Annotated in this window: 23 protein-coding genes; 5 read left to right on the top strand and 18 right to left on the bottom strand. The window is 41.9% G+C overall.

Annotation, left to right across the window (positions count from 1 at the left end; genetic code table 11):
• Window positions 1-69: 69 nt before the first annotated feature.
• The 4 genes from ACXAHI_RS15840 to ACXAHI_RS15825 form a co-directional block, all read right to left on the bottom strand.
• Entirely contained in the window at window positions 70-873 is an 804-nt protein-coding gene (locus ACXAHI_RS15840) for an MBL fold metallo-hydrolase (RefSeq protein WP_474849474.1), read from the bottom strand.
• Window positions 874-1,007: 134 nt separating this feature from the next.
• On the bottom strand, window positions 1,008-1,454 hold the full coding sequence (locus ACXAHI_RS15835) for an excalibur calcium-binding domain-containing protein (RefSeq protein WP_474849472.1): 447 nt from the start codon (window positions 1,452-1,454) through the stop codon (window positions 1,008-1,010).
• A 197-nt stretch (window positions 1,455-1,651) separates the two neighbouring features.
• Window positions 1,652-2,815 (bottom strand): iron-containing alcohol dehydrogenase, encoded by a 1,164-nt coding sequence (locus tag ACXAHI_RS15830; protein ID WP_474849470.1) that lies wholly within the window; start codon window positions 2,813-2,815, stop codon window positions 1,652-1,654.
• Window positions 2,816-2,929: 114 nt separating this feature from the next.
• Window positions 2,930-3,808: a LysR family transcriptional regulator gene (locus tag ACXAHI_RS15825; RefSeq protein ID WP_474849468.1), complete on the bottom strand. Its 879-nt coding sequence runs from the start codon at window positions 3,806-3,808 to the stop codon at window positions 2,930-2,932.
• Window positions 3,809-3,921: 113 nt separating this feature from the next.
• Between ACXAHI_RS15825 and ACXAHI_RS15820 the strand changes: the two genes are divergently transcribed.
• A complete protein-coding gene (locus tag ACXAHI_RS15820) occupies window positions 3,922-5,190 on the top strand; it encodes an APC family permease (protein WP_474849466.1) in 1,269 nt (422 codons plus the stop codon).
• On the opposite strand, the gene ACXAHI_RS15815 is transcribed toward ACXAHI_RS15820, so the two are convergent.
• From ACXAHI_RS15815 to ACXAHI_RS15805, 3 genes are all read right to left on the bottom strand, one after another.
• Entirely contained in the window at window positions 5,175-6,134 is a 960-nt protein-coding gene (locus tag ACXAHI_RS15815) for an HAAS signaling domain-containing protein (RefSeq protein ID WP_474849464.1), read from the bottom strand. The two genes, ACXAHI_RS15820 and ACXAHI_RS15815, sit on opposite strands and share 16 nt — an antisense overlap.
• The gene (locus ACXAHI_RS15810; RefSeq protein WP_474849462.1) at window positions 6,121-6,465 is read right to left on the bottom strand and encodes a PadR family transcriptional regulator; all 345 of its coding nucleotides are present in this window, start codon (window positions 6,463-6,465) and stop codon (window positions 6,121-6,123) included. The genes ACXAHI_RS15815 and ACXAHI_RS15810 overlap by 14 nt, the downstream gene beginning before the upstream one ends.
• Before the next feature lie 92 nt (window positions 6,466-6,557).
• On the bottom strand, window positions 6,558-8,057 hold the full coding sequence (locus ACXAHI_RS15805) for a DHA2 family efflux MFS transporter permease subunit (RefSeq protein WP_474849460.1): 1,500 nt from the start codon (window positions 8,055-8,057) through the stop codon (window positions 6,558-6,560).
• 187 nt (window positions 8,058-8,244) lie between these two features.
• Between ACXAHI_RS15805 and ACXAHI_RS15800 the strand changes: the two genes are divergently transcribed.
• Together ACXAHI_RS15800 and ACXAHI_RS15795 are read left to right on the top strand one after the other, a co-directional pair.
• Window positions 8,245-9,132: a TetR/AcrR family transcriptional regulator gene (locus ACXAHI_RS15800; RefSeq protein WP_474849458.1), complete on the top strand. Its 888-nt coding sequence runs from the start codon at window positions 8,245-8,247 to the stop codon at window positions 9,130-9,132.
• A 181-nt stretch (window positions 9,133-9,313) separates the two neighbouring features.
• Entirely contained in the window at window positions 9,314-10,165 is an 852-nt protein-coding gene (locus tag ACXAHI_RS15795) for an STAS domain-containing protein (protein WP_474849456.1), read from the top strand.
• Between the two features lie 39 nt (window positions 10,166-10,204).
• On the opposite strand, the gene ACXAHI_RS15790 is transcribed toward ACXAHI_RS15795, so the two are convergent.
• The 6 genes from ACXAHI_RS15790 to ACXAHI_RS15765 all read right to left on the bottom strand — a co-directional run bounded on the left by ACXAHI_RS15790 (window position 10,205) and on the right by ACXAHI_RS15765 (window position 13,691).
• Window positions 10,205-10,681 (bottom strand): hypothetical protein, encoded by a 477-nt coding sequence (locus ACXAHI_RS15790; protein ID WP_474849454.1) that lies wholly within the window; start codon window positions 10,679-10,681, stop codon window positions 10,205-10,207.
• The gene (locus tag ACXAHI_RS15785) at window positions 10,678-11,466 is read right to left on the bottom strand and encodes a hypothetical protein (RefSeq protein WP_474849452.1); all 789 of its coding nucleotides are present in this window, start codon (window positions 11,464-11,466) and stop codon (window positions 10,678-10,680) included. Before ACXAHI_RS15785 ends, ACXAHI_RS15790 begins: the two co-directional genes overlap by 4 nt.
• A 107-nt stretch (window positions 11,467-11,573) precedes the next feature.
• Window positions 11,574-11,924, bottom strand: a complete 351-nt coding sequence (locus ACXAHI_RS15780) for a DUF805 domain-containing protein (RefSeq protein ID WP_474849450.1) — start codon at window positions 11,922-11,924, stop codon at window positions 11,574-11,576.
• 89 nt (window positions 11,925-12,013) lie between these two features.
• Window positions 12,014-12,496, bottom strand: a complete 483-nt coding sequence (locus ACXAHI_RS15775) for a competence protein ComK (protein WP_474849448.1) — start codon at window positions 12,494-12,496, stop codon at window positions 12,014-12,016.
• 376 nt (window positions 12,497-12,872) lie between these two features.
• Window positions 12,873-13,367 carry an NUDIX hydrolase gene (locus ACXAHI_RS15770; RefSeq protein ID WP_474849446.1) on the bottom strand — a complete coding sequence of 165 codons (495 nt, stop codon included), beginning with the start codon at window positions 13,365-13,367 and terminating at the stop codon, window positions 12,873-12,875.
• 15 nt (window positions 13,368-13,382) lie between these two features.
• Window positions 13,383-13,691, bottom strand: coding sequence for a hypothetical protein (locus ACXAHI_RS15765; RefSeq protein WP_474849444.1), 309 nt, complete (start codon window positions 13,689-13,691; stop codon window positions 13,383-13,385).
• Window positions 13,692-13,883: 192 nt separating this feature from the next.
• On the opposite strand from ACXAHI_RS15765, the gene egtB reads away from it, so the two are divergent.
• Together egtB and egtD are read left to right on the top strand one after the other, a co-directional pair.
• Entirely contained in the window at window positions 13,884-15,167 is a 1,284-nt protein-coding gene (gene egtB / locus ACXAHI_RS15760) for an ergothioneine biosynthesis protein EgtB (RefSeq protein WP_474849442.1), read from the top strand.
• A complete protein-coding gene (gene egtD / locus ACXAHI_RS15755; RefSeq protein WP_474849440.1) occupies window positions 15,164-16,129 on the top strand; it encodes an L-histidine N(alpha)-methyltransferase in 966 nt (321 codons plus the stop codon). Before egtB ends, egtD begins: the two co-directional genes overlap by 4 nt.
• 279 nt (window positions 16,130-16,408) lie before the next feature.
• On the opposite strand, the gene ACXAHI_RS15750 is transcribed toward egtD, so the two are convergent.
• The 5 genes from ACXAHI_RS15750 to ACXAHI_RS15730 all read right to left on the bottom strand — a co-directional run bounded on the left by ACXAHI_RS15750 (window position 16,409) and on the right by ACXAHI_RS15730 (window position 20,143).
• A complete protein-coding gene (locus tag ACXAHI_RS15750; protein ID WP_474849438.1) occupies window positions 16,409-17,617 on the bottom strand; it encodes a translocation protein TolB in 1,209 nt (402 codons plus the stop codon).
• A 262-nt stretch (window positions 17,618-17,879) separates the two neighbouring features.
• Window positions 17,880-18,053 carry a hypothetical protein gene (locus ACXAHI_RS15745; protein WP_474849436.1) on the bottom strand — a complete coding sequence of 58 codons (174 nt, stop codon included), beginning with the start codon at window positions 18,051-18,053 and terminating at the stop codon, window positions 17,880-17,882.
• Between the two features lie 515 nt (window positions 18,054-18,568).
• Window positions 18,569-19,126, bottom strand: a complete 558-nt coding sequence (locus tag ACXAHI_RS15740) for a DEAD/DEAH box helicase family protein (protein ID WP_474849434.1) — start codon at window positions 19,124-19,126, stop codon at window positions 18,569-18,571.
• On the bottom strand, window positions 19,123-19,581 hold the full coding sequence (locus ACXAHI_RS15735; protein ID WP_474849432.1) for an NUDIX hydrolase: 459 nt from the start codon (window positions 19,579-19,581) through the stop codon (window positions 19,123-19,125). Before ACXAHI_RS15735 ends, ACXAHI_RS15740 begins: the two co-directional genes overlap by 4 nt.
• A gap of 4 nt (window positions 19,582-19,585) precedes the next feature.
• Window positions 19,586-20,143 carry a GNAT family N-acetyltransferase gene (locus ACXAHI_RS15730; protein ID WP_474849430.1) on the bottom strand — a complete coding sequence of 186 codons (558 nt, stop codon included), beginning with the start codon at window positions 20,141-20,143 and terminating at the stop codon, window positions 19,586-19,588.
• Window positions 20,144-20,148: the final 5 nt, after the last annotated feature.

Here is a 20,148-nt window from a genome sequence, read left to right as displayed (position 1 = left end):
TCAAAAAGACTCATCGTTCAGTCTTCGAAAGGAGGACTCTCACCTCATACTTTATATCTAGATACCGCTTCACTTTCCGAGCTCCCGCTTAGCCACCATTTTATTATCATCATGAACACCACTCATAAAATTGAAGAACGTAAACTTCTCCTTCATGTGTTCTCGTAATCCATCATCTTCATTTGGTAATTGTTGAAGGTAGTGCTTCGAAAAGTCGAGGCGGCTCTCCATTTCACGCTTTTCTTCCGTTGTTCGACCGTGTCCTGGCACGTGCAGAGTAATATCGTATCGCGAAAAAATTGTCTCAGCTTTTTCGATCGTACGAACATAATCAAGGTAGCTTCCTGTTATGAACGGAAATTCAACGTCTGATAAATAATCACCAGACAGAAAGATGCCGTACGGTTCGACGACGGTGAAGATCCCATCGTCTGTGTGTCCCGGCGCTTTGTAAAACGTTAACGAGATGTCTCCCACTTCAAGCTTTTGTTCGTCATGCGTCACGACTACATCGACTTCAGGATAAATATGCTCATAAGAGCGTTCTAAATAACGCGCTTCATCAAACTCTCGGTTTTCTTGAACGATCTTCTCTTTCTCTGGGTAAGCGGCGAACGCTTCAGAAGCGATTACGACGGCATTAGAAAACGCGCCAGCTCCGATGATATGGTCATAGTCGTTATGTGTGTAAATGATGTATAGCTGTTTGCTGCCGAGAATGCTTTCAACGTATTTCTTAATCCCCTCTACCTCGACAGGCAGCCAGTTCGGATCAGTCAAGATCACAGCATCATCAGTTTCGATCACCGCTGAGGTCGTCATATACAACGAACTTTGAAACACGGTTACATTCTTCTTCTGGAATTGAATCATACCTTCACGCTCCTATAACTAACATTTCTCTTTCCTATTCCACATTTCTTTCGACAAAAAACGGGTGGTACCTGTGAAAGATACCACAAAAAAGACAGGCGCTAGCCTGTCTTTGATTTGGGATGATTTACACTTTATTCATGAGCTTTGCGTTTAACAAAAAGTAATGCGCCAATCGCGATTACTAGCATTCCTAAAATCATTAATGCAGGGTAGTTCGTAGCAGTGTCTGGCATTTCATCGCCTTGTTCTTCAGAGTCACTTGCTTCTGTTGTATCATCCGTTGCTGAATCGTCTGAAGCATCATCAGAAGTGTCCTCTGATGTTGCGTCGTCAGACCCATTTACCGGTGTGCCAGCGACGTATGTACTGTCATAGCCACTTAAACTTTCACACACAATGCCGTCATTATCTCGATCTAGGTCATGTGGATCGTTTGCTGGGTCATTGTTGTTAAAGAATGTTTGGGCTTCTTGCCATGTGCTAAAATCTCCACAATCTTTGTCAGTTTCTGCAAAAGCAATGTTAGCAAAACCAAACACCATCAAAAGCGTAACGACTGTAGAAACTACCTTCTTCATAAAACTCCTCCTTGTTCAGAATATTCTAAATCATCCCACTGCCAGACTATCACCCACAAATTGGAAAGTCACACGATAGGACTTGATATCCATAAAAATGGTAAAAAGTATCTACAGTCGAAACGTGGAGAACTACGCGGAATGAAAAAGCCACACTCTAAATCTTAGTAGATTAGGGTGTGGCTCAAAGCTATTCATTACTTCGAACGATTCAATATATCCATTACACTTTCACCATCAAGCTCTTTATACGTCCCTACTCCAGGCTTGATGAACGTCTTTTCTACGATCGTGTCGAACTCACTGTCATCGATGTCATAATCACGCAACGTGCTCGGTGCTCCGATCGAGTTCCAGAACGCTCGAAGTTTGCGCGCCCCTTCACGTGCAACCTCTTCATCGCTCTTGCCTGATGGATTGACATCCAACACGTTAATCGCAAGCTGCTTCACACGAGATGGATCTTCTTCAAGCACATGCTCGAGCCAGTTTGGGAATAGAATCGCAAGTCCTCCACCGTGCGGGATATCATAAACAGCTGAAATCGCATGCTCGATGCGGTGTGTCGCCCAGTCTCCGCCGTCGGTACCGTTCATGAGCGTCCCATTAAATGCTGTCGTACTGATGTACATCATCGTTTCTCGATGCTCATACGAGTGAAGGTCGTTTACAAGCTTCGGCCCCGTTTCAATCGCAGTACGTAGAAGAGATTCGATGAATCCATCGATCATCGGTGTGTTCTCCGTTCGATGGAAGTAGTGCTCGAGCGCGTGAGACATGCTGTCGACGATACCATACACCGTCTGATTTTCTGGTACAGAGAACGTATTCTCAGGGTCTAGAATCGAAAACGTAGGATAAACATGAACAGATCCCCAGCCGAGCTTATCTTTCGTTTCCCAGTTCGTGATCACTGAAACGGAGTTCATCTCTGAGCCAGTAGCCGCTAGCGTAAGCACTGTTCCAATCGGTAGAGCGTCCTCAATCGGCGCTTTCTGAGTGATAAGCTCCCACACATCACCATCATACTTCGCACCGATCGCGATTGCCTTCGTACAATCGATCACACTACCTCCACCTACTGCTAAAAGAAAATCGATCCCTTCATTTTTACAGATCTCGACCCCTTTACGCACCGTCGTTAACCGCGGATTTGGCTCTACGCCTGATAACTCATGAATCTCTGCTCCTACAGAATATAGCTGCTCCATCACCTTATCGTAAACGCCGTTTTTCTTGATGCTTCCGCCTCCGTAGACGACGAGCACATTTGATTGCTTTTTGATTTCAGATGATAACTGCTCCATCTGACCTTTTCCGAAATAAAGCTTTGTTGGATTGTATTGTAGAAATGTATTCATGGTAGCACCTCAGTTTTAAGTTTGATTACGTTAGTAAGTTTAACACTACAAGAAAGAACAGTGTTATCGATAGATTTCAATACTTATTATCACTTACATTGATAGTATTATCTTCTATCCATTTTCAATCGAAGAGATAAGCTGCTGAAGAGAAGGCGAGATCCACTTCTTTTTCTGATAAACAATTTGAGTGAAAACCTCCATCTCCCCTTGTTCAAATGGCAACTCTACTAATTTTCCATTCGTCAGTTCATCTTCCACAGCGATTCGGGGTAGTAGAGCTATTCCAAGTTCATCTGCTACGCACTGTTTGATCGCTTCAAGACTGCTGAAGGAAAGCATCGATTTTGGTTGTACGTTCCCATTCTTCAATGCTTGTTCAAGCAACACACGATATGAGCACCCTTCTTCTGTATAAATAACGGTCTCCTCCTCGATCTCGCTAAGTGGCATCTTTGCTAGACCGCTCAACCGATGACGCGGGGATGCAATCATCACCATATCTTCTTTACGAACAGGAATCGTGACAAGGTCAGGTTGCTCCTGAACACGATCTAGTAACACAGCTACATCATAAGCCCCGTCCATCACGCCGTCGCGCAAGTTAGGACAGAGTCCTGATTCTAACAAGATTCGGAGCTCCGGATGCTTCTCCTTGATGTCTTTAATAAAAGGAGTGATAAAATAAGCTGCGAGAGATTCAACAATCCCCACTCGAACGGTACCTCTTAAATTGATATCCTGCGTAAACCGATCCTCCGCTTCTTCTAAAAGAGCAAGAATTTGATCAACATAAAAATAAAGCTGTTCACCAGATTGTGTGAGCCTCATCGTCCGCCCAACCCGTTCAAACAACTTTACACCGTAATGCTCTTCTAACTTCTTAATTTGTGTTGTGACACTCGATTGCGCGTATCCAAGTTCTTCCCCAGTACGTGTATAGCTTCCCCATTTGACTACCTCTTTAAAGGTGTATAAGCTATTCAAATCCATCAGATAGATCCTCCATCACTTTTTTCAATAGTATCTATCGATAATTATAGATAACTACGATACTTATAACAATGATAAACTTCAACGTGAACTAAAAAGCTGGAGGGTCAACGATGGATCAACTAAAAAAATCTCTTAGTCTGACGCAGATTATTGCGTTATATATCGGAGCCGTACTTGGTTCAGGTGTCTTATTTTTACCAGGGGTCGCAGCAAACATGAGTGGACCGCTTTCAATTATTTCCTGGATCGTGATTTGTATCGCTGCAATACCGCTTGCATTAACGATGGGATTGCTTTCAGCCCTTCACCCAAGTTCTGGAGGGGTGTCAACGTTCGTCTCAAAAGCCTTTGGAAAAACGTACGGTACAGCAATCGGATGGATGTTCATGCTTTCTGTACCCACGGGTGTTCCAATCATTGCACTAACAGGTGGGTCTTACCTCGGACAGCTCTTTGGCTGGAGTCACAAGCAAACCGTACTAGCAGCAGGGATGATTTTACTCGCAGTGCTACTGATGAACGTGTTTGGAGTGAAAACGGTAGGGTTTGTACAAACATTCGTCATTTCGCTCATTATCATCGTGTTACTCGGAGCAATTTTCGCAGCAGCTCCACATGTTGAGAAAGAACATTTCACACCGTTTACGCCTAACGGGTGGCTAAGTTCCTTACCGACGATCAGCATTCTATTCTGGTGTTTCATCGGATGGGAGAGCGTCACCCATATGTCAGGAGAATTCAACCGTCCTGATCGTGATGCTTTAAAGGGAGTACTTTATAGCGCTGGTATCGTATCATTCCTTTACATCTTATTAGCAGTGGCAGTCGTCGGTACAAACAGCTACGTAAATGGTACGGGAGAAACCGCACTAAGCTATATGGTTGAACTCTCACTTGGGAGAACAGGTGCCGTTATCGTTAGCATTACAGCATTATTCATCTCAATTGCGAGTGCGAATGCATATGTTAGCGCCGGGGCACGTATCGCATATACGCTTTCACACCAAAAAGTTGCACCGAAATGGTTTGGGATTGTATATAGTAAATACTCTTCGCCCTTAGGTGGATTGCTATTTATCGGGATCATCTTCTTCATCATACTAACGAGTGTCTATCAAGGATTCTTTTCTTTTGAAGCGCTTTTACCGTTTCCTAACGCAACCTACTTTGCTACTTATATAGGTGGTGCTGCAGCCGGCGTCATTCTGTTGAAGAACCACCGAGTAGGTAGGATTGCATCAAAGCTTTCACTTGTTATGACAATTGGCTTTTTCCCCTTCCTCGGATGGGTAGCTCTCTATCCCTTAGCCGTCTTTTTTATTGTAATGGGATGGAAGAAAACGAAAGAAAGAGAAATTAGGAGTCAGGCACGTGCCTGACTCCCTCTTTTAAAACCTTTCCAAGCTTCATAAGCGTTGATCCCAACCACCACAATCGCAGTGATAATAAGAGTACGGTCTAGATAACTTTCCGGTAATGGAAAATAAGTTGCGATCTTGGAATGAATAATGTTGTTATTGAAAATGATCAAGAGGAAGACGGTCGTCGAAAAGGCAAGCTGAAGCATATTTAGAATCGCCATTCGCTTCGTCCATACCCCAGCTACTAACTTATACGCAGCAAGGAGAACCTCACCGATCAAAGCAGCCACGACAAGTGGCCAATAAGACAGCAACACGTCGTTATTGAATAGAGGTGCCACCATTTCTCCATTTTGGATCACACCGATTAGACTCGATGCGTTGAAAAAAAGTGCCACAAGCACAGCCGTCCAGAAAAGATCCCAAAAGATCTCCATCTTCTTAACAGCTTTCTCTGTTAAATAACTCGGTGATTTCTTCAAGTCGTCAGGTGACCATTTCTTTATCGTTTCCTTTTTATGCTCTGTTCTTTCTAGAATCACAAATCCAAGCGTCACCCAGAAGAGGACCTGGAGCGTAACATCAAAGAAGACAGCAAACGCATTTCCTATCGCCATCCAGAAGATCTCGATCACCGAGATGATCCCGGAATGCTCGATGAAATCCACGGTTAATAACGAAAGAAAAGAGATGAGGAGGACGATTGGCAGAATGATTTTTAGTAGCGTAACGTATGACTCAAAGTACTTCGGTCCGATAAGATGCATGGGCCAGTTTTTATAACCGTTCGCCAACATAAACGGACTTCCAAGCTCACGTAATGCAGCCTTCTCCTCTTCTTCACTGTAATCTTCAGGCAGCGTATCATAGATCGTTGACCTTAGTTCTAGAGCGATATCTTCCCGCTCCTTTTCTGGCAGCCTTCTCGTCACTTCTCCAATATACGCTTCAATCAACTTCACGTGATTCGTCTCCTTTCAGAAGGGAGTGAAGTTCCGCAGAAGTCTTCTCCCACTCTTCTTTTAATTGTCCATAAATTTCTGTTCCAAATTCACTCAGTAAATAATACTTTCTTGGTCTCTTCTCCGTCGTATCCCAGCTGCTCGTGACAAGCTCTTGCTTTTCTAGCCTTCGTAGAAGTGGATATAACGTGCTTTGTTCAATTGTGACACCTGACTTTTCAAGAGACTGAACGAGTGAATACCCATACTGAGGAGATCTCAACTGACTGAGCACAGCAAGGGTTAATGTCCCCCTTCTTAGCTCGGTTACTAAAGAATTCAACAACGTCATACCATCACTCTTTCTATTACTGTATGTCGTACACTATCTATACTATGTATCATACAGTAATGTGTGCGAAACAGCAACAAAAAAAGAAAGGATCAGGCACGCGCCTGACCCCTTACGATGATCGTTTCGTCTGATTGTTTCTCTGATTGCTTGTCTAATTGCTCTTCAACTCTTCCTGGTCTTCTGATGAAGAATGATAGCAGGAGTGCCACACCCGCTATAAATGTTGCGACGAAGAAAGCAAAGTTAATTCCTTCAAGCATCGCTTTCATCATGATCTGCTGCTCACTTACTCCCGAAAGTGCTAGCTCTGAAGCTGTTGATTCCGTTCGAGTCGACATCACCGTAACGAGCAGTGCCGTACCGATCGCACCAGAAACCTGATTCAACGTGTTGTTCATCGCTGTGCCGTGCGGATAGAATTTCGCTGGCAGCTGATTCAGCCCATTCGTTGAGACAGGCATCATCACCATCGACATTCCAAACATTCGTACGGCATGAAGAATCATTAAATACGTGTAGGTCGTTTCGAACGATAGCGTGCTAAATAAGTAAGTAGTCGCTACCGTAATCGTTAGACCGGTCATCGCTAAGATGCGACCACCGTATTTATCAAAAAGTTTACCAGTTATCGGTGACATGAGTGCCATCACGAGCGCACCTGGTAACATCATGAGTCCAGCATCAAACGGCGAGATGCCACGAATGGTCTGAACATAAATCGGCAATAGCAGCATGCCAGAAAACAGTGCCATATTAATCACCATTGTAATCGAAGACGATAAGGCGAACATTGGATATTTAAAAATCGTAAAGTTCAGCATCGGTCGTTCTAGTTTCGACTGTCTGACGATAAAGGTAACAAGTGAAATAACGCCTACTGCAAGTGTGACCGTCACGTGCGGGCTTTCCCATCCTTTGCTTCCTGCAGAACTGAATCCATAAAGGATGCCTCCGAAACCTGCACTCGATAGAACGAGTGAAATAACATCGAGCTTTAACGTTACTTTCTCTTTTTTATCTTTTAATAAGAAGAAACCTAGCAGTAACACACCGATTGCGATCGGCGTGACGAAGTGAAACAGCATTCTCCAGTCGTAATGTTCGATGATCCACCCTGATAGCGTCGGGCCGATTGCTGGTGCCGCCATCAATATTAAGCCGAAAACCCCCATCGCTGCGCCGCGCTTTTCGATCGGAAAGCTAACGAGCATCACGTTCATCAGTAGCGGCATCATGATTGCTGATCCTGAGGCTTGCAGCATTCTTCCTCCTAACAGAACAGGAAACACATCTGCCATTCCCGCAATGATGGTTCCGATCGAGAACAATCCCATCGCGACTAAAAACAAACGTCGCACAGAAAATTTTTCAATTAAAAAAGCTGTGGCAGGAATCAAAATTCCATTCACGAGCATAAATCCAGTCGTCAGCCATTGAACGGTAGCTGTACCGATTTGCAAATCCGCCATAATGGACGGAAGTGCGATATTCAAAAGTGTATTATTTAAAAATGCAATGAACGCTCCGACGATGAGTACAGCAAGAACGCCATACTGTGGACGAGGTGTCTCATTAACTGCTGCATTCATGTTGATCCTCTCCTATACTACCAGTTCATTTTTTATACTATAAGTTCACTACGATTATTTTATACCATCGGTTCATTTTTATCAACACCTTTGTATCTCCTTCTACACAAGCATTTGTTCTTTATCAGAAAATGATGTATTATCAAATTTATACAGGTAGTACATTAATACACAGGGTGATGATACAGTGAACGATCGAAAACAACAGGTAATCATTAAATCTCATGAACTTTTCATCGACAGAGGCTTTCACGCAACGTCGATTCAAGATATTCTCGACTATACAGGTATTTCAAAAGGAACATTCTATAACTACTTTTCATCAAAAAATGAGCTTTTGATCGCACTCTTCAAAACGTTATTGAATGAAATGGAGACAAAGCGCGATCGCTTATTAACTGGAAAAGATTCTGCAAATATCGAAGTTTTTAAGAAGCAGATCGAAACACAAATGAATACGAATCGAAAGAACCGCCTTCTCACGCTTTTTGAAGAAGTTGTTTTATCACCAGATGAAGAGATTAAAGAGTACATTAAGGAAAGTCAGGCGAGGATGCTGCAGTGGGTTTATCATCGTTTTGAGGATTTGTTCAGCGTGGATGCGAAACCTTACTTACTTGATTGTGCGATTATGTTCCTAGGCATTCTTCATCACAACACAAAATATTACGCGCGTACGCATGGTTCTACCGTAAACATTCAGCTCGTGGTGAACTACACGGTTAACCGAATTGAGAAAATCGTGAAAGAAGTAACTGAGAGCGGTGAACAATTGATTGAACCAGATGATCTCAAAAACTGGCTCCCTGATGCAGAACTTAAAGACCAATCTCGGAAAGAGGTACTTAACGACGCGATCCTATGTATGAAGAAGAAGCTAAAATCTTCAGATGATTATGCGCAGTACAATGAGCTTCTTGAATTTATTAGAGACGAATTCACGCAGTCGAAAGACCCTCGTCATCACTTGATGAAGAGCGCACTCACAACACTTCAAGCGACTATTCCTTCTTCAGTTTCTATCGACCTTTCGAAAGTTGAGAAGATCATTTTAGGGAGTCAGGCCGAGGCCTAACTCCCTTTTACTATTTTAATGTTTGCACTTCTCCATTTTCTTCAGTAACATGAGAAGGAATGATGCAATCTTTTGACGAATGCACGCTCATTTTGTCTTCTATGAATGATATACCACTGTACATCTAGACCTAAGGTTAAATCAGATACGAGATTGAGAAGGTTTGAGAGGAGAAAATGATATGCAACGGAATATAGAGCTCCACGATTTTCTGTTAAGTAAAGCAGAGCAGCTAAACGAAGAATGGTACCAATCACTTGATAAATCAGATCCAGAGGGTGTTTACTCATCGAATGATCCGAAGGTGATCGAGAACCTTAAATCTCAAAACATGTCGTTCCATTACCATCTTTGCAAAATATTTGTGATGGAAAAAGAACAGTTTTTTAAAGAATTCGATCAATGGATTATGGAGATTGCAACGGATACAGAGCACATTAAAACCCCTACCCACTTGATTATGAGGGAGTTTTTAAGGGTTCGTGAGCAGTACCTTACATACATACAAGAATTTATCAACCAGCAGGACTATCCGATTCCACAAGAAAAGATCGATCTTTGGAAAACGGTGATCTATGACTCGTTTGATATCGTCATGATGCGTGTGTTTGAAGGAAAGGCTGAACATCTCAACAAGAGAATTGAAGAGCAGCAGAAAACGATCAACGACTTAAGTTTCCCGCTCATCTCTTTACAAAAGGGACAGGCACTCCTTCCAATCATCGGTGACATCGACGATGAACGTGCTTCAGCCATCATCGATAACACGCTGACAGGCTGTATTGAAAAAGGCGTTAATCATTTGTTCTTAGATCTGTCAGGCGTTTACATGGTCGACACTATGGTCGCGCAACAAATCTTCCAATTGCTCACAGGTCTCAAGCTTATCGGTGTAACGGCTACGCTTTCAGGCATTCGCCCAGAAATCGCTCAAACCGCCGTTCAGCTCGGCATCGATTTCGGATCAGTGAACATCACATCGAACCTTGCTCAGGCAATGACAAATAGTGCAGACATGGAAACTGAAGAATAAAAAAACAGGCTGTAGAGTACATCTCTACAGCCTTTCTTGTTACGTTCCACTTTCAACTTTTGCTAGCCCCATCGCAAAATGTTCCCATAAGATCTTCTCTACCTTTTCACTAATGGATGGCTCACACTCTACGATCAAAATCAAATCCGCTTGTTTCCGCCTCACTCTTTTCTTTCCCTTCTCTGTTTGCCAAAAGATGATTAACCTGATGATAACACCTAATACAAAACCCGACGCCGCACCTATTAGTCCCCAATAGATCGGTCCCCATGCTAACTCAAATCCGATGCTTGCAGTAACAACGGAAATCGCAGTAGCTAACGGCAAGCCAATGTCGATAAGAGATATCCCATCAGAGCTGTGCAGTGTATCAAAAAGTTTTTTCGTTTCTGCACGTTTGTCAAGCGGCACTGCATATATTTTTTCACGTGGGATGCCCTGCTTTTCAAGGTTTGAAATTGCGATTTCAAGATAGGAATGATTCTCGAACGTGGAGAATAGTTGCACACGCTTCATGACATCTTCGTTCCTTTCTTAATTACGAAACTTGGAGACTGATACGTCTTTAGGAGATATCTCCTTTGTTCTTTTTTATAAAGCTTATTGTTTTCTACGGTATTTATATATGCATCGAAAATCGCGAATCCATAAAGAGAAGGAAGCATCAACAGCCAATCAGGCTTTATTACTGAAGTCGCTTTACTCGTTTCACCTAAGAAAAGTAAGGAGATAGCTTCAAGAGCGTGTGAGTAGTATAAAAACGTTACCCCCCATACAACAATAAAGAAGGCTGTGAAAATGCGGTGAATATACAATTGCCCTAGACCCGGCATTAAGAAAGACCATAATGCAGCCATGTTTGGACTTCGTTTATCCAAATAATTCACCTCAAACGCACCCATACTGAATGTATTGATTCGATGATCCTCCATATCAGCTAATATATACACTTTATTCATATCTACGGTCGTTCGGTAAGTATCCCATATCGCAAAAAGGTAGACTGGTATGTAGATAAGTAACCACCTTGTATCCAAAACTTCCTTTGCCTGCTGGATTTCACCTTGAAATGAATAAATCATTGCGGTATTGACATGAGCATTCATATTCACAATGACTTCCCAAGCAAATAACATGAATCCTCGTATATATTTTGAAAGCAGCAAATGACCAAACCCGGGAAACGCTGCTGACCACCATGCCATTACATACGGATTCCGCAAATGAAGTTGCGTGGTTCCCCACGTACTCACATGTGCCCTATAGCGCCTTGCTGTATTGTCGTTCGAATAACTGTCCATCTTCTAACACCTTCTACTTTTCAGTCACTCTTTATTTTACTTATATTAGAAAATACTATCCATTTCATAAAAATAAACTGCCAGTACCGAAGCACTGGCAGTTTTTATTAAATTTCAGCAAGTTTAGGACTTGAACCGTATTTGTTTTCATCCTCACTATCGAGTACGAGGAAAACGATCAAAATGATAGAACCAATGATCGGGATGAGTGAAATCAGCACCCACCACCCACTTTTACCGGTATCATGCAAGCGTCTAACTGCTACAGCTAACGCAGGCAGGAAAACGGCGAGTGTATAGATAGAAGTGAGCGCAACTCCCATATCCGCAGCGCTTTGAATCCATGAAAGAAGACAACAAATGATGACGTGAACAAGAAAAAACATCCAATACTCTTTCCGTCGAGCTCTTCCTTTAAAATTCACATAATCCTTTAGCACCTTCAAATACCAGCTCATCGTGATTCCTCCTCTGTCTCACATTGTTGATTTGCAAGCTACAACTAAATGTATATTCGGACAGAGAGGAATGTACGACTTTTTTTATGCTAACAATAGACCGGATTATTTGAGTAGTGACTGATACACCGTCCCATCCTTTCCATTTGTTTCTGAAGCCTCGAAAGCGATACGGGGACTTCTAGCTTTAAACCACTATGAAAATGGACCATCGACGAATTCTTAGTTAGTGATGTCATGTTCCTCACATGGTGATAGAAGATCCAGGAACACTCAAGATTATCAGGGGATTCAGTAGGAAAGGCGCATATTCTGTTCGAGGTAGAGATGACGATTGGCGTTTGGTGCTCATATTTCAGGTGATACACCATCGCTTTTCGTCGTCCATCATATGTAGATCCACCTTCAAGGCAAGCATCTCGAATCAAATCGATCTGAGTTCGTTTCGATAAATAAACACCTGATCGATCGTAAATTCTCGTTTCGTTCACAAGTTCTTTTGCCGGTAGCAACGCTTCGGTTGTACGGCTGATTTCGTACTCTAAAACCATTTCTTCGCATAAAATTGTCATTCTTTTTTTATCCCCTTCAGTATATTGTTCAGGAACACCCATTTCAGTTCCACTTATTGTGAAGAAGCGGTATACTTATGAAAGTTGGTTTCTTAAACCAGCGACGCCTCTGAATGTACTCTTACCAGGAACTGCATTCAGAGGTCTCTTATGTACCAGCCCATCCTCCTATCGATATCAAAAATTGCACACTTCAAAACCCTCATGCGAACACGAGGACTGCCAACTCCTTTTTCAATTACTGGAATATTTTCACACCTCCTAATCCGATTATAATGAACTATCTGAAATTTAGGAATACTTTTTAGGTAGATTTTACCTATTTTATTTTCAGTGTAAAATAAAACAGCTGATAACCGTTCAAAGGTTACCAGCATTAAGACTTCCTCTCAATTTCATGAATGATTTCTTGGTACACCGCATTCCATTTCGGATAGTAGTCACTTACTTTCTCCGGGGAGATGAAGCGCCTTTCACTCGATTCAAACTCACCACCAAAAGGATGAACGTCCGTGATTTCCATGCTGTAGAACACTTGATACCCTACTTTAGGATAGCGGCTCGACTCATTCCACTGTTCATTTTCACTGTGATCGACGACGATAGAGCCGACCAGCGTACAGTTTCCAGACACATATGCCTCTTCAAAAGCTTCTCGTTGAAAACATGCCTCAGCTGTTTCTCCCTTTTCAATGTGCCCGCCTGGAAAATCCCATCCTCTATCATTCAGATTCACAAGAAGCAGCTCACCATCCTTATAACAAAAACCATGTACGCTCGTAATGAGCTCACGTTCTGGAAGCTCCCTGCCCGGTCTCCACGTTAACGTTAGACGTGACTCTCCCCATGTTACGACCGTAGATGCTAACACCTCATCACCATCCTCTTATCTCGAATCCCGCTTCCCTATTCCAACCGCTAATCCAATGAAAATATACGCGTACGAAAGAATGATCATCTCAAGAAATCCAATTCCGAAGAGCATCGGTCCTTCATTATGACCATCAGTGTAATATCCTCCACCAATCATATACATGCCAACAAGAAGATAAATCATCACAGAAATCGACATGAGAATCTTCCCAGAAAGGGTGAATTTGTATTTCATTACGACTGTCGAATACACAACAAGATAACCGATTCCTAACAAAAGCAGCAAAATAGGAATATACATTGGCTCATAAACTTCAATCACTCTGTTTCCCTCTTTCCATACAAATCACGTTAACCTCAATTATTCCAGACTTATCCAACTAGAGCAACAAAATTTATGAGGACTGCACATCGTGCGCATATAAAAAACAGGATTTCTGATGACAGTGTGTAATTGTAAGAATGCAGGAGAGTATTTGCTTTGATAAACCATAACCGATTCGAGGAGGAACACATGTTACAACATATTGAATCCACTGAATTACGAAATACTTTGCGAAAGTCTTATAAAAACGTCAGAGAGATGACGATGAAGCTCGTTCAACCACTCGAAACAGAAGATTATGTGATCCAGTCGCACCCCGATGTCAGCCCTCCAAAATGGCATATGGCACATACGACATGGTTTTTTGAGACATTTATTTTAAAAGACTACCGTGAAAACTACGTTTCTTATCATGAGGAATTTGAGTATTTGTTCAACTCCTACTATGAAAGCGTCGGCAGCTTCTTTCCGAGACATTCAAGAGGACTATTAAGTCGACCTGGTGTTGAAAAAGTTAAGCAGTATCGAGCTGATATCGATCATGAAATCACTCTGTTAATCGAAGAACTCGACGAAAAGAAATTACGTGAAGTAGCGTATTTAATCGAAATCGGGATTCATCATGAGCAACAGCACCAGGAACTTCTTATGACAGACGTGAAATACAATTTCTCAATCAATCCGTTGAAGCCTGTTTACCTTGAACGCGAAACGACCACAAAAGACGTCGCACCTCCGCTCGAATGGGCACGTTTTGAAGGTGGACTTTTAGAGATTGGTATCGACGAAGGAGAGCGTTTTTCGTTTGATAACGAACGGCCTGTTCACAAGGTTTGGCTTGAGCCGTTTGAACTTGCGACAAGAACGGTTACGAACGGAGAGTACCTTGCTTTTATAGAAGACGGCGGGTATGAACGCGCAGAATTCTGGCTATCAGACGGCTGGGCAACGGTTAAGAATCAACAATGGAAAGCACCACTTCATTGGGAAGAGCGAAATGGTGAATGGTACACGTTCACACTGCACGGCTTCGTTCCCCTTAACAAAGAAGAACCCGTCACACACGTCAGCTACTATGAAGCAGAAGCATACGCAAGCTGGGCAGGGAAACGCCTCCCAACTGAAGCGGAATGGGAAGTTGCCGTCCGAGATCAACCGATTTCAGGAAACTTTGTTGAAGACGGTATCTATCATCCTGTCGCTTCTGTCAAAGACGATGAAGGCCAGATCAAAAAAGCGTTCGGCGACGTGTGGGAGTGGACGAAAAGTCCATACATGGCGTACCCAGGGAACAAGCCTCTAGATGGCGCGCTCGGTGAATACAACGCAAAGTTCATGAGCAGTCAGATGGTCTTACGCGGCGGGTCTTGCGTTACGTCTGCGTCTCATATACGACCAACGTACCGAAACTTCTTCGGACCTGACAAACGCTGGCAGTTTACAGGTATTCGCCTTGCAGGAGACGAGTCATGATTAAGGCCGGCCTCACAATCATCGACCAGCTCACTACACAGCCCGATCGTTTTCATGAAGCTCTTGAAGGCTTAACAGCACAAAAGAAAACCCTGCATCCGAAGTTTCTCTATGACCAGACGGGATCAGAGTTGTTCGAGGAGATTACGAAACTCGAAGAATATTATCCGACTCGAACAGAACTCTCAATTATGGAAGAATCGCTCGATGAGATGATGTGTCTCATCGGAAGGGGTTCCACAATCATCGAGTTTGGTAGCGGCGCAAGTAGAAAGATCCGTCTGTTGCTCGAGTCTGGTATGATTTCTGAATACGTACCGATCGACATCGCAAAATCGTTCCTTAAGGATTCTTCAGAGCAGCTTGCTTCTGATTATCCTAACGTCGACATTACCGGAATCGTGGCCGACTATACCGGAGAGCTGAAGCTCCCTAAAGAAATCCTTGATCCTTCAAAGAAAAAAACCGTCTTCTTTCCAGGTTCGACGATCGGAAACTTTGAGAAAAAAGAAGCGGAAAGCTTTCTATCCAATATCGCGAATCTACTATTGCCAGGAGATGGATTATTGATTGGAGTCGATACAAAGAAAGATCCTTCCGTTCTCCATGATGCTTATAATGATAGAAAAGGAGTGACATCACGTTTTAACCTCAATATGCTTGAACACTTAAACCGTGAGCTCGACGCCGATTTTAACCTCGATTCGTTTAAACACTATGCGTATTACAACGCGCCGATGGGACGAGTCGAGATGCATCTCGTCAGCATGATCGAGCAGACCGTTACGCTAGGAGATGAAACGATTTCTTTCAAAGAGCATGAGACGATTCATACCGAGAATTCCTATAAATATAGCATCCAAGAGTTTAAGAAACTCGCATTGCGTTCAGGGTTCCTGTCTGAAGCGATCTGGACAGATGACGATCAGTTGTTCAGCATTCATTATCTTAAGGTTGAGTAGCCTCTCTATCTAGAAAAAGAGAGCGAATCACATCGATAACGGGTTCCGTTACCTATCGAACATCAATTTGCGTAAGAAAATGATTATGTAAATGATAGATAATTGCATTAAGTGTTGCATAGGTTTTTACTAAAAAATAAGTCGCATCTTAATCCTTAACGGATCAGGATGCGACTTTTATTTTATTCAAAAGGCTCATTCAATTAAAGCTCCCGATTGTTGAACAAAAGATTACTTCTTCTTAAGATAATAAAGAATTAGTCTATATTAGTCTTATTCTTATGAGAAAAGAACAGGAGCCGAGTCAACATTTCGAATCCATATATGTTCTGGACCATTTAATTTGTATTTAATCCATACATTTCCTTTGCTATTATTAATACTTTTTCTAAACCAGATAATTTTTGTTTTTACACCTTGAGGTTTGAGATCTAGTTCATTTTCTTTTGGATAGGAAATTTGCTTTTGCACATTCGACTTTATATTTAAAGCGTATAGACTTGTAAACATTGTAGGAACCGGACCTTGCTTCCACTCCTTATTCTCTTTTGCTCGAGCAACAATAATAGTGTCTGAGGAAAACCAATCTAAATCAAGATCAACATACCCTCTTGGTGTATACTCCATCTGTTCGTTTAAAATTGGAATATCGGCAACGGTAGTGTTTTTATTCTCAACAAAAAACCTACCCTCTCCCGAGATGTATGCTAGTATATTTTTATTTGGAGCCCACTTTATCCAATCTTTATACCAAAGCATTTTTCCTACATTCTGAAATTTTTTTCCTTTAGAAGAAAGTACACATAGAGTATTGCTGTCATTCGCCCAGGAAGCAGTGGGAGTTGCAAGAAAACTAACCCATTTTCCATCTGTGCTCCACTTAAAATATTCTGCATTGATGGCAAACAAGTCAGGTGTATTTGTTGGAATAGTATAAAACGGTTTTATTTTGTCAGAATTAAGATTAGCATCTACTGGTATTTTAAATAACTGAACAGGCTCCCACCCTGTCGGTAGTAAATTTGATTGCGAAGAGACAATGAACTCATTTTCATTCGGAAACCAAGCAAAATCACTAACGCCTAGCGAGACATTCTCAAATCCGTATGGTCGGTCATTCATTATTTTTGTTACGTTAAGTACACCATTAGAGATGTAGGCTAATTGATTTGATACAGGAGACCATTGAAAATTTCTAGTTTCAATGGCTTGGTAAGGCTGATAACTTTCTTCTGTATTTGAATCATAAATAAACAAATTAGTATTCTCACCAAAAGCATCACCAACTAAATAAGCAATAAACCTGCCATCATATGACCACTTTGGAGTGTATATATACTGATTTGATGTAAGCTGTGATTCTTTATTTCCCTCTTTTATCCATAATTGATGGTCCCTTATGAAAGCTGCTTTGATTGGCGTTTCAGCAGAAGCGATTGATGTATTATGAAATAAAAATAACAAAGATAACATAATTTTGAATACCACTGAACATCCCTCCCTTGTATTAGGATGTCCTGAAGTAACTGTAAGATGCTACCTAAAAAGGACGCAACTTTTTAAAGTAGCGCTCCCTTTTCTTAACGGGTTTACTTCAGAGGTGCAAAACGTGAAATCACATAACAATTTACAATTGAGTTCACAGTACAATTCGCACTGTAAATCACACAGAATACAGAATAGAGCTTGGAGGCACAATGCCGTTCCAAGCTCTTTTACTTGATTTGTTCAATTAAAGCTCCCTGATTGTTCAAAATATCTTACGGAAAATAATGAGATATAAAAGATACAAATAAAACACTATAACGAGTGCTGAAGCGATTATTTGGTTCTCGGCAAACGGAACAAGCATCGTTATATCGACTAATACTAATCCAACAAAACCCAATGTTGCTAAGATTCCGTACATCCATTTCCTATACATACTCATCCCCCTCCTAAACCAAAAATAATATGCTGAATTTCAAAGTATATACTCTGACACTTTTGGTGCAATATATGATTTAACATAGTAAGAAAATGCACCGTAATCGAACGTTTCCTAGCCAGTCATAAATTTTAAAAAGTCACCAATCTTATTGAGAAATAGCTCCCGATTGTTGGATTAATCTAAGTTGTATCTAACTACAATTTTAGCATATTACCCCAATATTATTTCAGGAAAGTCGTCGAAAACCTGCCTAATTCACTAAATTACACTTAACAAATTGAAGGGTTAAATGCAGGTCAATTTGTTAACATACACTGTCTAATGTAAGGCTACAAATTCGTATGCAAATTCACCTGCAAATTTTGTTTCGATTTTTATTTGTACCCTTATATATCAAATAAAAAATGCGCCACAGATTGCTATGCAATTTGTGGCGCATTTTAGTCTACATTTTCATTGTTTGTGATAGGTAACGGAACTCGTTATCACATCGATTCGCTCTCTTTTCTCTATAACATAAACTGTTCCTTTATCATTCGTGCAACTTCTTCTGGTTTCAGGTTTTCATTATTGATCCGTAGATAGTGTTGCTGGTCGATCTCACCTTCATACGAATTTAACCTGTTTGTTTTCATCGTTTCAAGCAGGTTATGCTCAGACTGTTCGATGTTTCTTTTTGTAGGCTTTTGTTCAAGACGATACGGAGTACGGTTACGTTTTAACCGCTCGTCAACATTCGCTTCTAATTCTACGAAGTAGAGCTCTGCGCCTTCTGAGGTGAAAAACCTACACATCTTCTCCACGCTATCCCAATCCTTCTTCTCGTCAAACGCCCATACGTATGTAAAGATCATGCCATATTGCTCGCTTCGTGCGAACGTATTAAATATTTCCTCTCGAAACAAAGATGAGAGTCGCCACATTTCTGAACTGAACCCAAATAGTGGCGCGAGTGGATCGATGGTCATATGGTTATGAAAAAGCTTCAGTCCCGTTAGCTTTGCTAACTCAGCACCGACCGTCATTTTCCCAACGGCCTGCGGTCCAAATATTAAGACAAATTTCATGCGCCTCCTCCCTTCTTTCTTACATACGTTTCGATGTAATGACGGTACTCCTTCGTTACACCATCTGGGAGATTCTCTACGGAAAAGTAGCGCATGTCTAAAGACTCTGATTCATCCATCGTGATCGTGCCTTTAACATCACTCGTTACATAAACCGCTGTGACCGAATACAGTTCATCACCGTTTGAAACCTTGAGGTAATAATCCGATCCCGAAAAGACATCCACGAGCTGTAGACTCCCTACCGTTAATCCGGTCTCTTCTTTCACTTCTCTTCTTGCAGTGTCTTCAAGACTTTCACCGAGTTCCATGATGCCACCAGGCAGTCCCCATCCTCCATCTGTTCGATGCTGAAGCAGCAGTTCATCCTTATCATTCAGGATAATCACAACAGACCCAGGTAAGATGAGCGGTCTATGACCTACTAGCTCTCTTAATTCTTTTACATAATCCAACGAGTTACCTCCTTCCGCGACTCCATTCCTTATTCAAAATCGCATACAAATATTCGCTTCCCCACTCACCCTTAAACCAGATGTTTTGAACAAAGTGACCTTCTCTTCTCATTCCGAGGTTTTCTAGTAACCTTACCGACCCTTCATTTTTCACATCCGTAACAGCGAACGCGCGGTGCTTCTTAAGATCTACAAACAAATAGTCTAAAAGTGTTGTTAACGCTTCGTAAGCATACCCTTTCCCTTGAAACTTGCGCGCTAGTGTAAATCCGATCTCAACCTGACGTGGATCTTCTGCTAAAGGATGCACAACGCAATCTCCGATCAAATCATTCGTTTCCATGAGCTCGAATGCAATTTGATAATACTCGCCGGGTGCATCGAAACGAGCATTCGCCATCTCTTCAAAAAACGAGATGCCATCTTCTTTCGTATAATCGTCCCACGATTGATATCGTGCGACGTCAGGATCAGCGCGGTACGCGACGAACTCATCAAGATCGGACTCTTTAAACGGTCTTAATACTATTCGTGAACTTTCAATCGGATTAAATTCTTTCATACTCT

The organism is Anaerobacillus sp. ABD4_527 (assembly GCF_056160805.1).
The sequence above is the reverse complement of the archived record's forward strand: the minus strand, read 5'-3'. Positions and strand labels throughout refer to the sequence as shown.

Coding starts and splice junctions, on each gene's coding strand:
- ACXAHI_RS15840 (WP_474849474.1), bottom strand. CDS start 873: ATGATTCAATTCCAGAAGAAGAATGTAACCGTGTTTCAAAGTTCGTTG.
- ACXAHI_RS15835 (WP_474849472.1), bottom strand. CDS start 1,454: ATGAAGAAGGTAGTTTCTACAGTCGTTACGCTTTTGATGGTGTTTGGT.
- ACXAHI_RS15830 (WP_474849470.1), bottom strand. CDS start 2,815: ATGAATACATTTCTACAATACAATCCAACAAAGCTTTATTTCGGAAAA.
- ACXAHI_RS15825 (WP_474849468.1), bottom strand. CDS start 3,808: ATGGATTTGAATAGCTTATACACCTTTAAAGAGGTAGTCAAATGGGGA.
- ACXAHI_RS15820 (WP_474849466.1), top strand. CDS start 3,922: ATGGATCAACTAAAAAAATCTCTTAGTCTGACGCAGATTATTGCGTTA.
- ACXAHI_RS15810 (WP_474849462.1), bottom strand. CDS start 6,465: ATGACGTTGTTGAATTCTTTAGTAACCGAGCTAAGAAGGGGGACATTA.
- ACXAHI_RS15805 (WP_474849460.1), bottom strand. CDS start 8,057: ATGAATGCAGCAGTTAATGAGACACCTCGTCCACAGTATGGCGTTCTT.
- ACXAHI_RS15795 (WP_474849456.1), top strand. CDS start 9,314: ATGCAACGGAATATAGAGCTCCACGATTTTCTGTTAAGTAAAGCAGAG.
- ACXAHI_RS15790 (WP_474849454.1), bottom strand. CDS start 10,681: ATGAAGCGTGTGCAACTATTCTCCACGTTCGAGAATCATTCCTATCTT.
- ACXAHI_RS15785 (WP_474849452.1), bottom strand. CDS start 11,466: ATGGACAGTTATTCGAACGACAATACAGCAAGGCGCTATAGGGCACAT.
- ACXAHI_RS15780 (WP_474849450.1), bottom strand. CDS start 11,924: ATGAGCTGGTATTTGAAGGTGCTAAAGGATTATGTGAATTTTAAAGGA.
- ACXAHI_RS15775 (WP_474849448.1), bottom strand. CDS start 12,496: ATGACAATTTTATGCGAAGAAATGGTTTTAGAGTACGAAATCAGCCGT.
- egtB (WP_474849442.1), top strand. CDS start 13,884: ATGTTACAACATATTGAATCCACTGAATTACGAAATACTTTGCGAAAG.
- egtD (WP_474849440.1), top strand. CDS start 15,164: ATGATTAAGGCCGGCCTCACAATCATCGACCAGCTCACTACACAGCCC.
- ACXAHI_RS15745 (WP_474849436.1), bottom strand. CDS start 18,053: ATGTATAGGAAATGGATGTACGGAATCTTAGCAACATTGGGTTTTGTT.
- ACXAHI_RS15740 (WP_474849434.1), bottom strand. CDS start 19,126: ATGAAATTTGTCTTAATATTTGGACCGCAGGCCGTTGGGAAAATGACG.
- ACXAHI_RS15730 (WP_474849430.1), bottom strand. CDS start 20,143: ATGAAAGAATTTAATCCGATTGAAAGTTCACGAATAGTATTAAGACCG.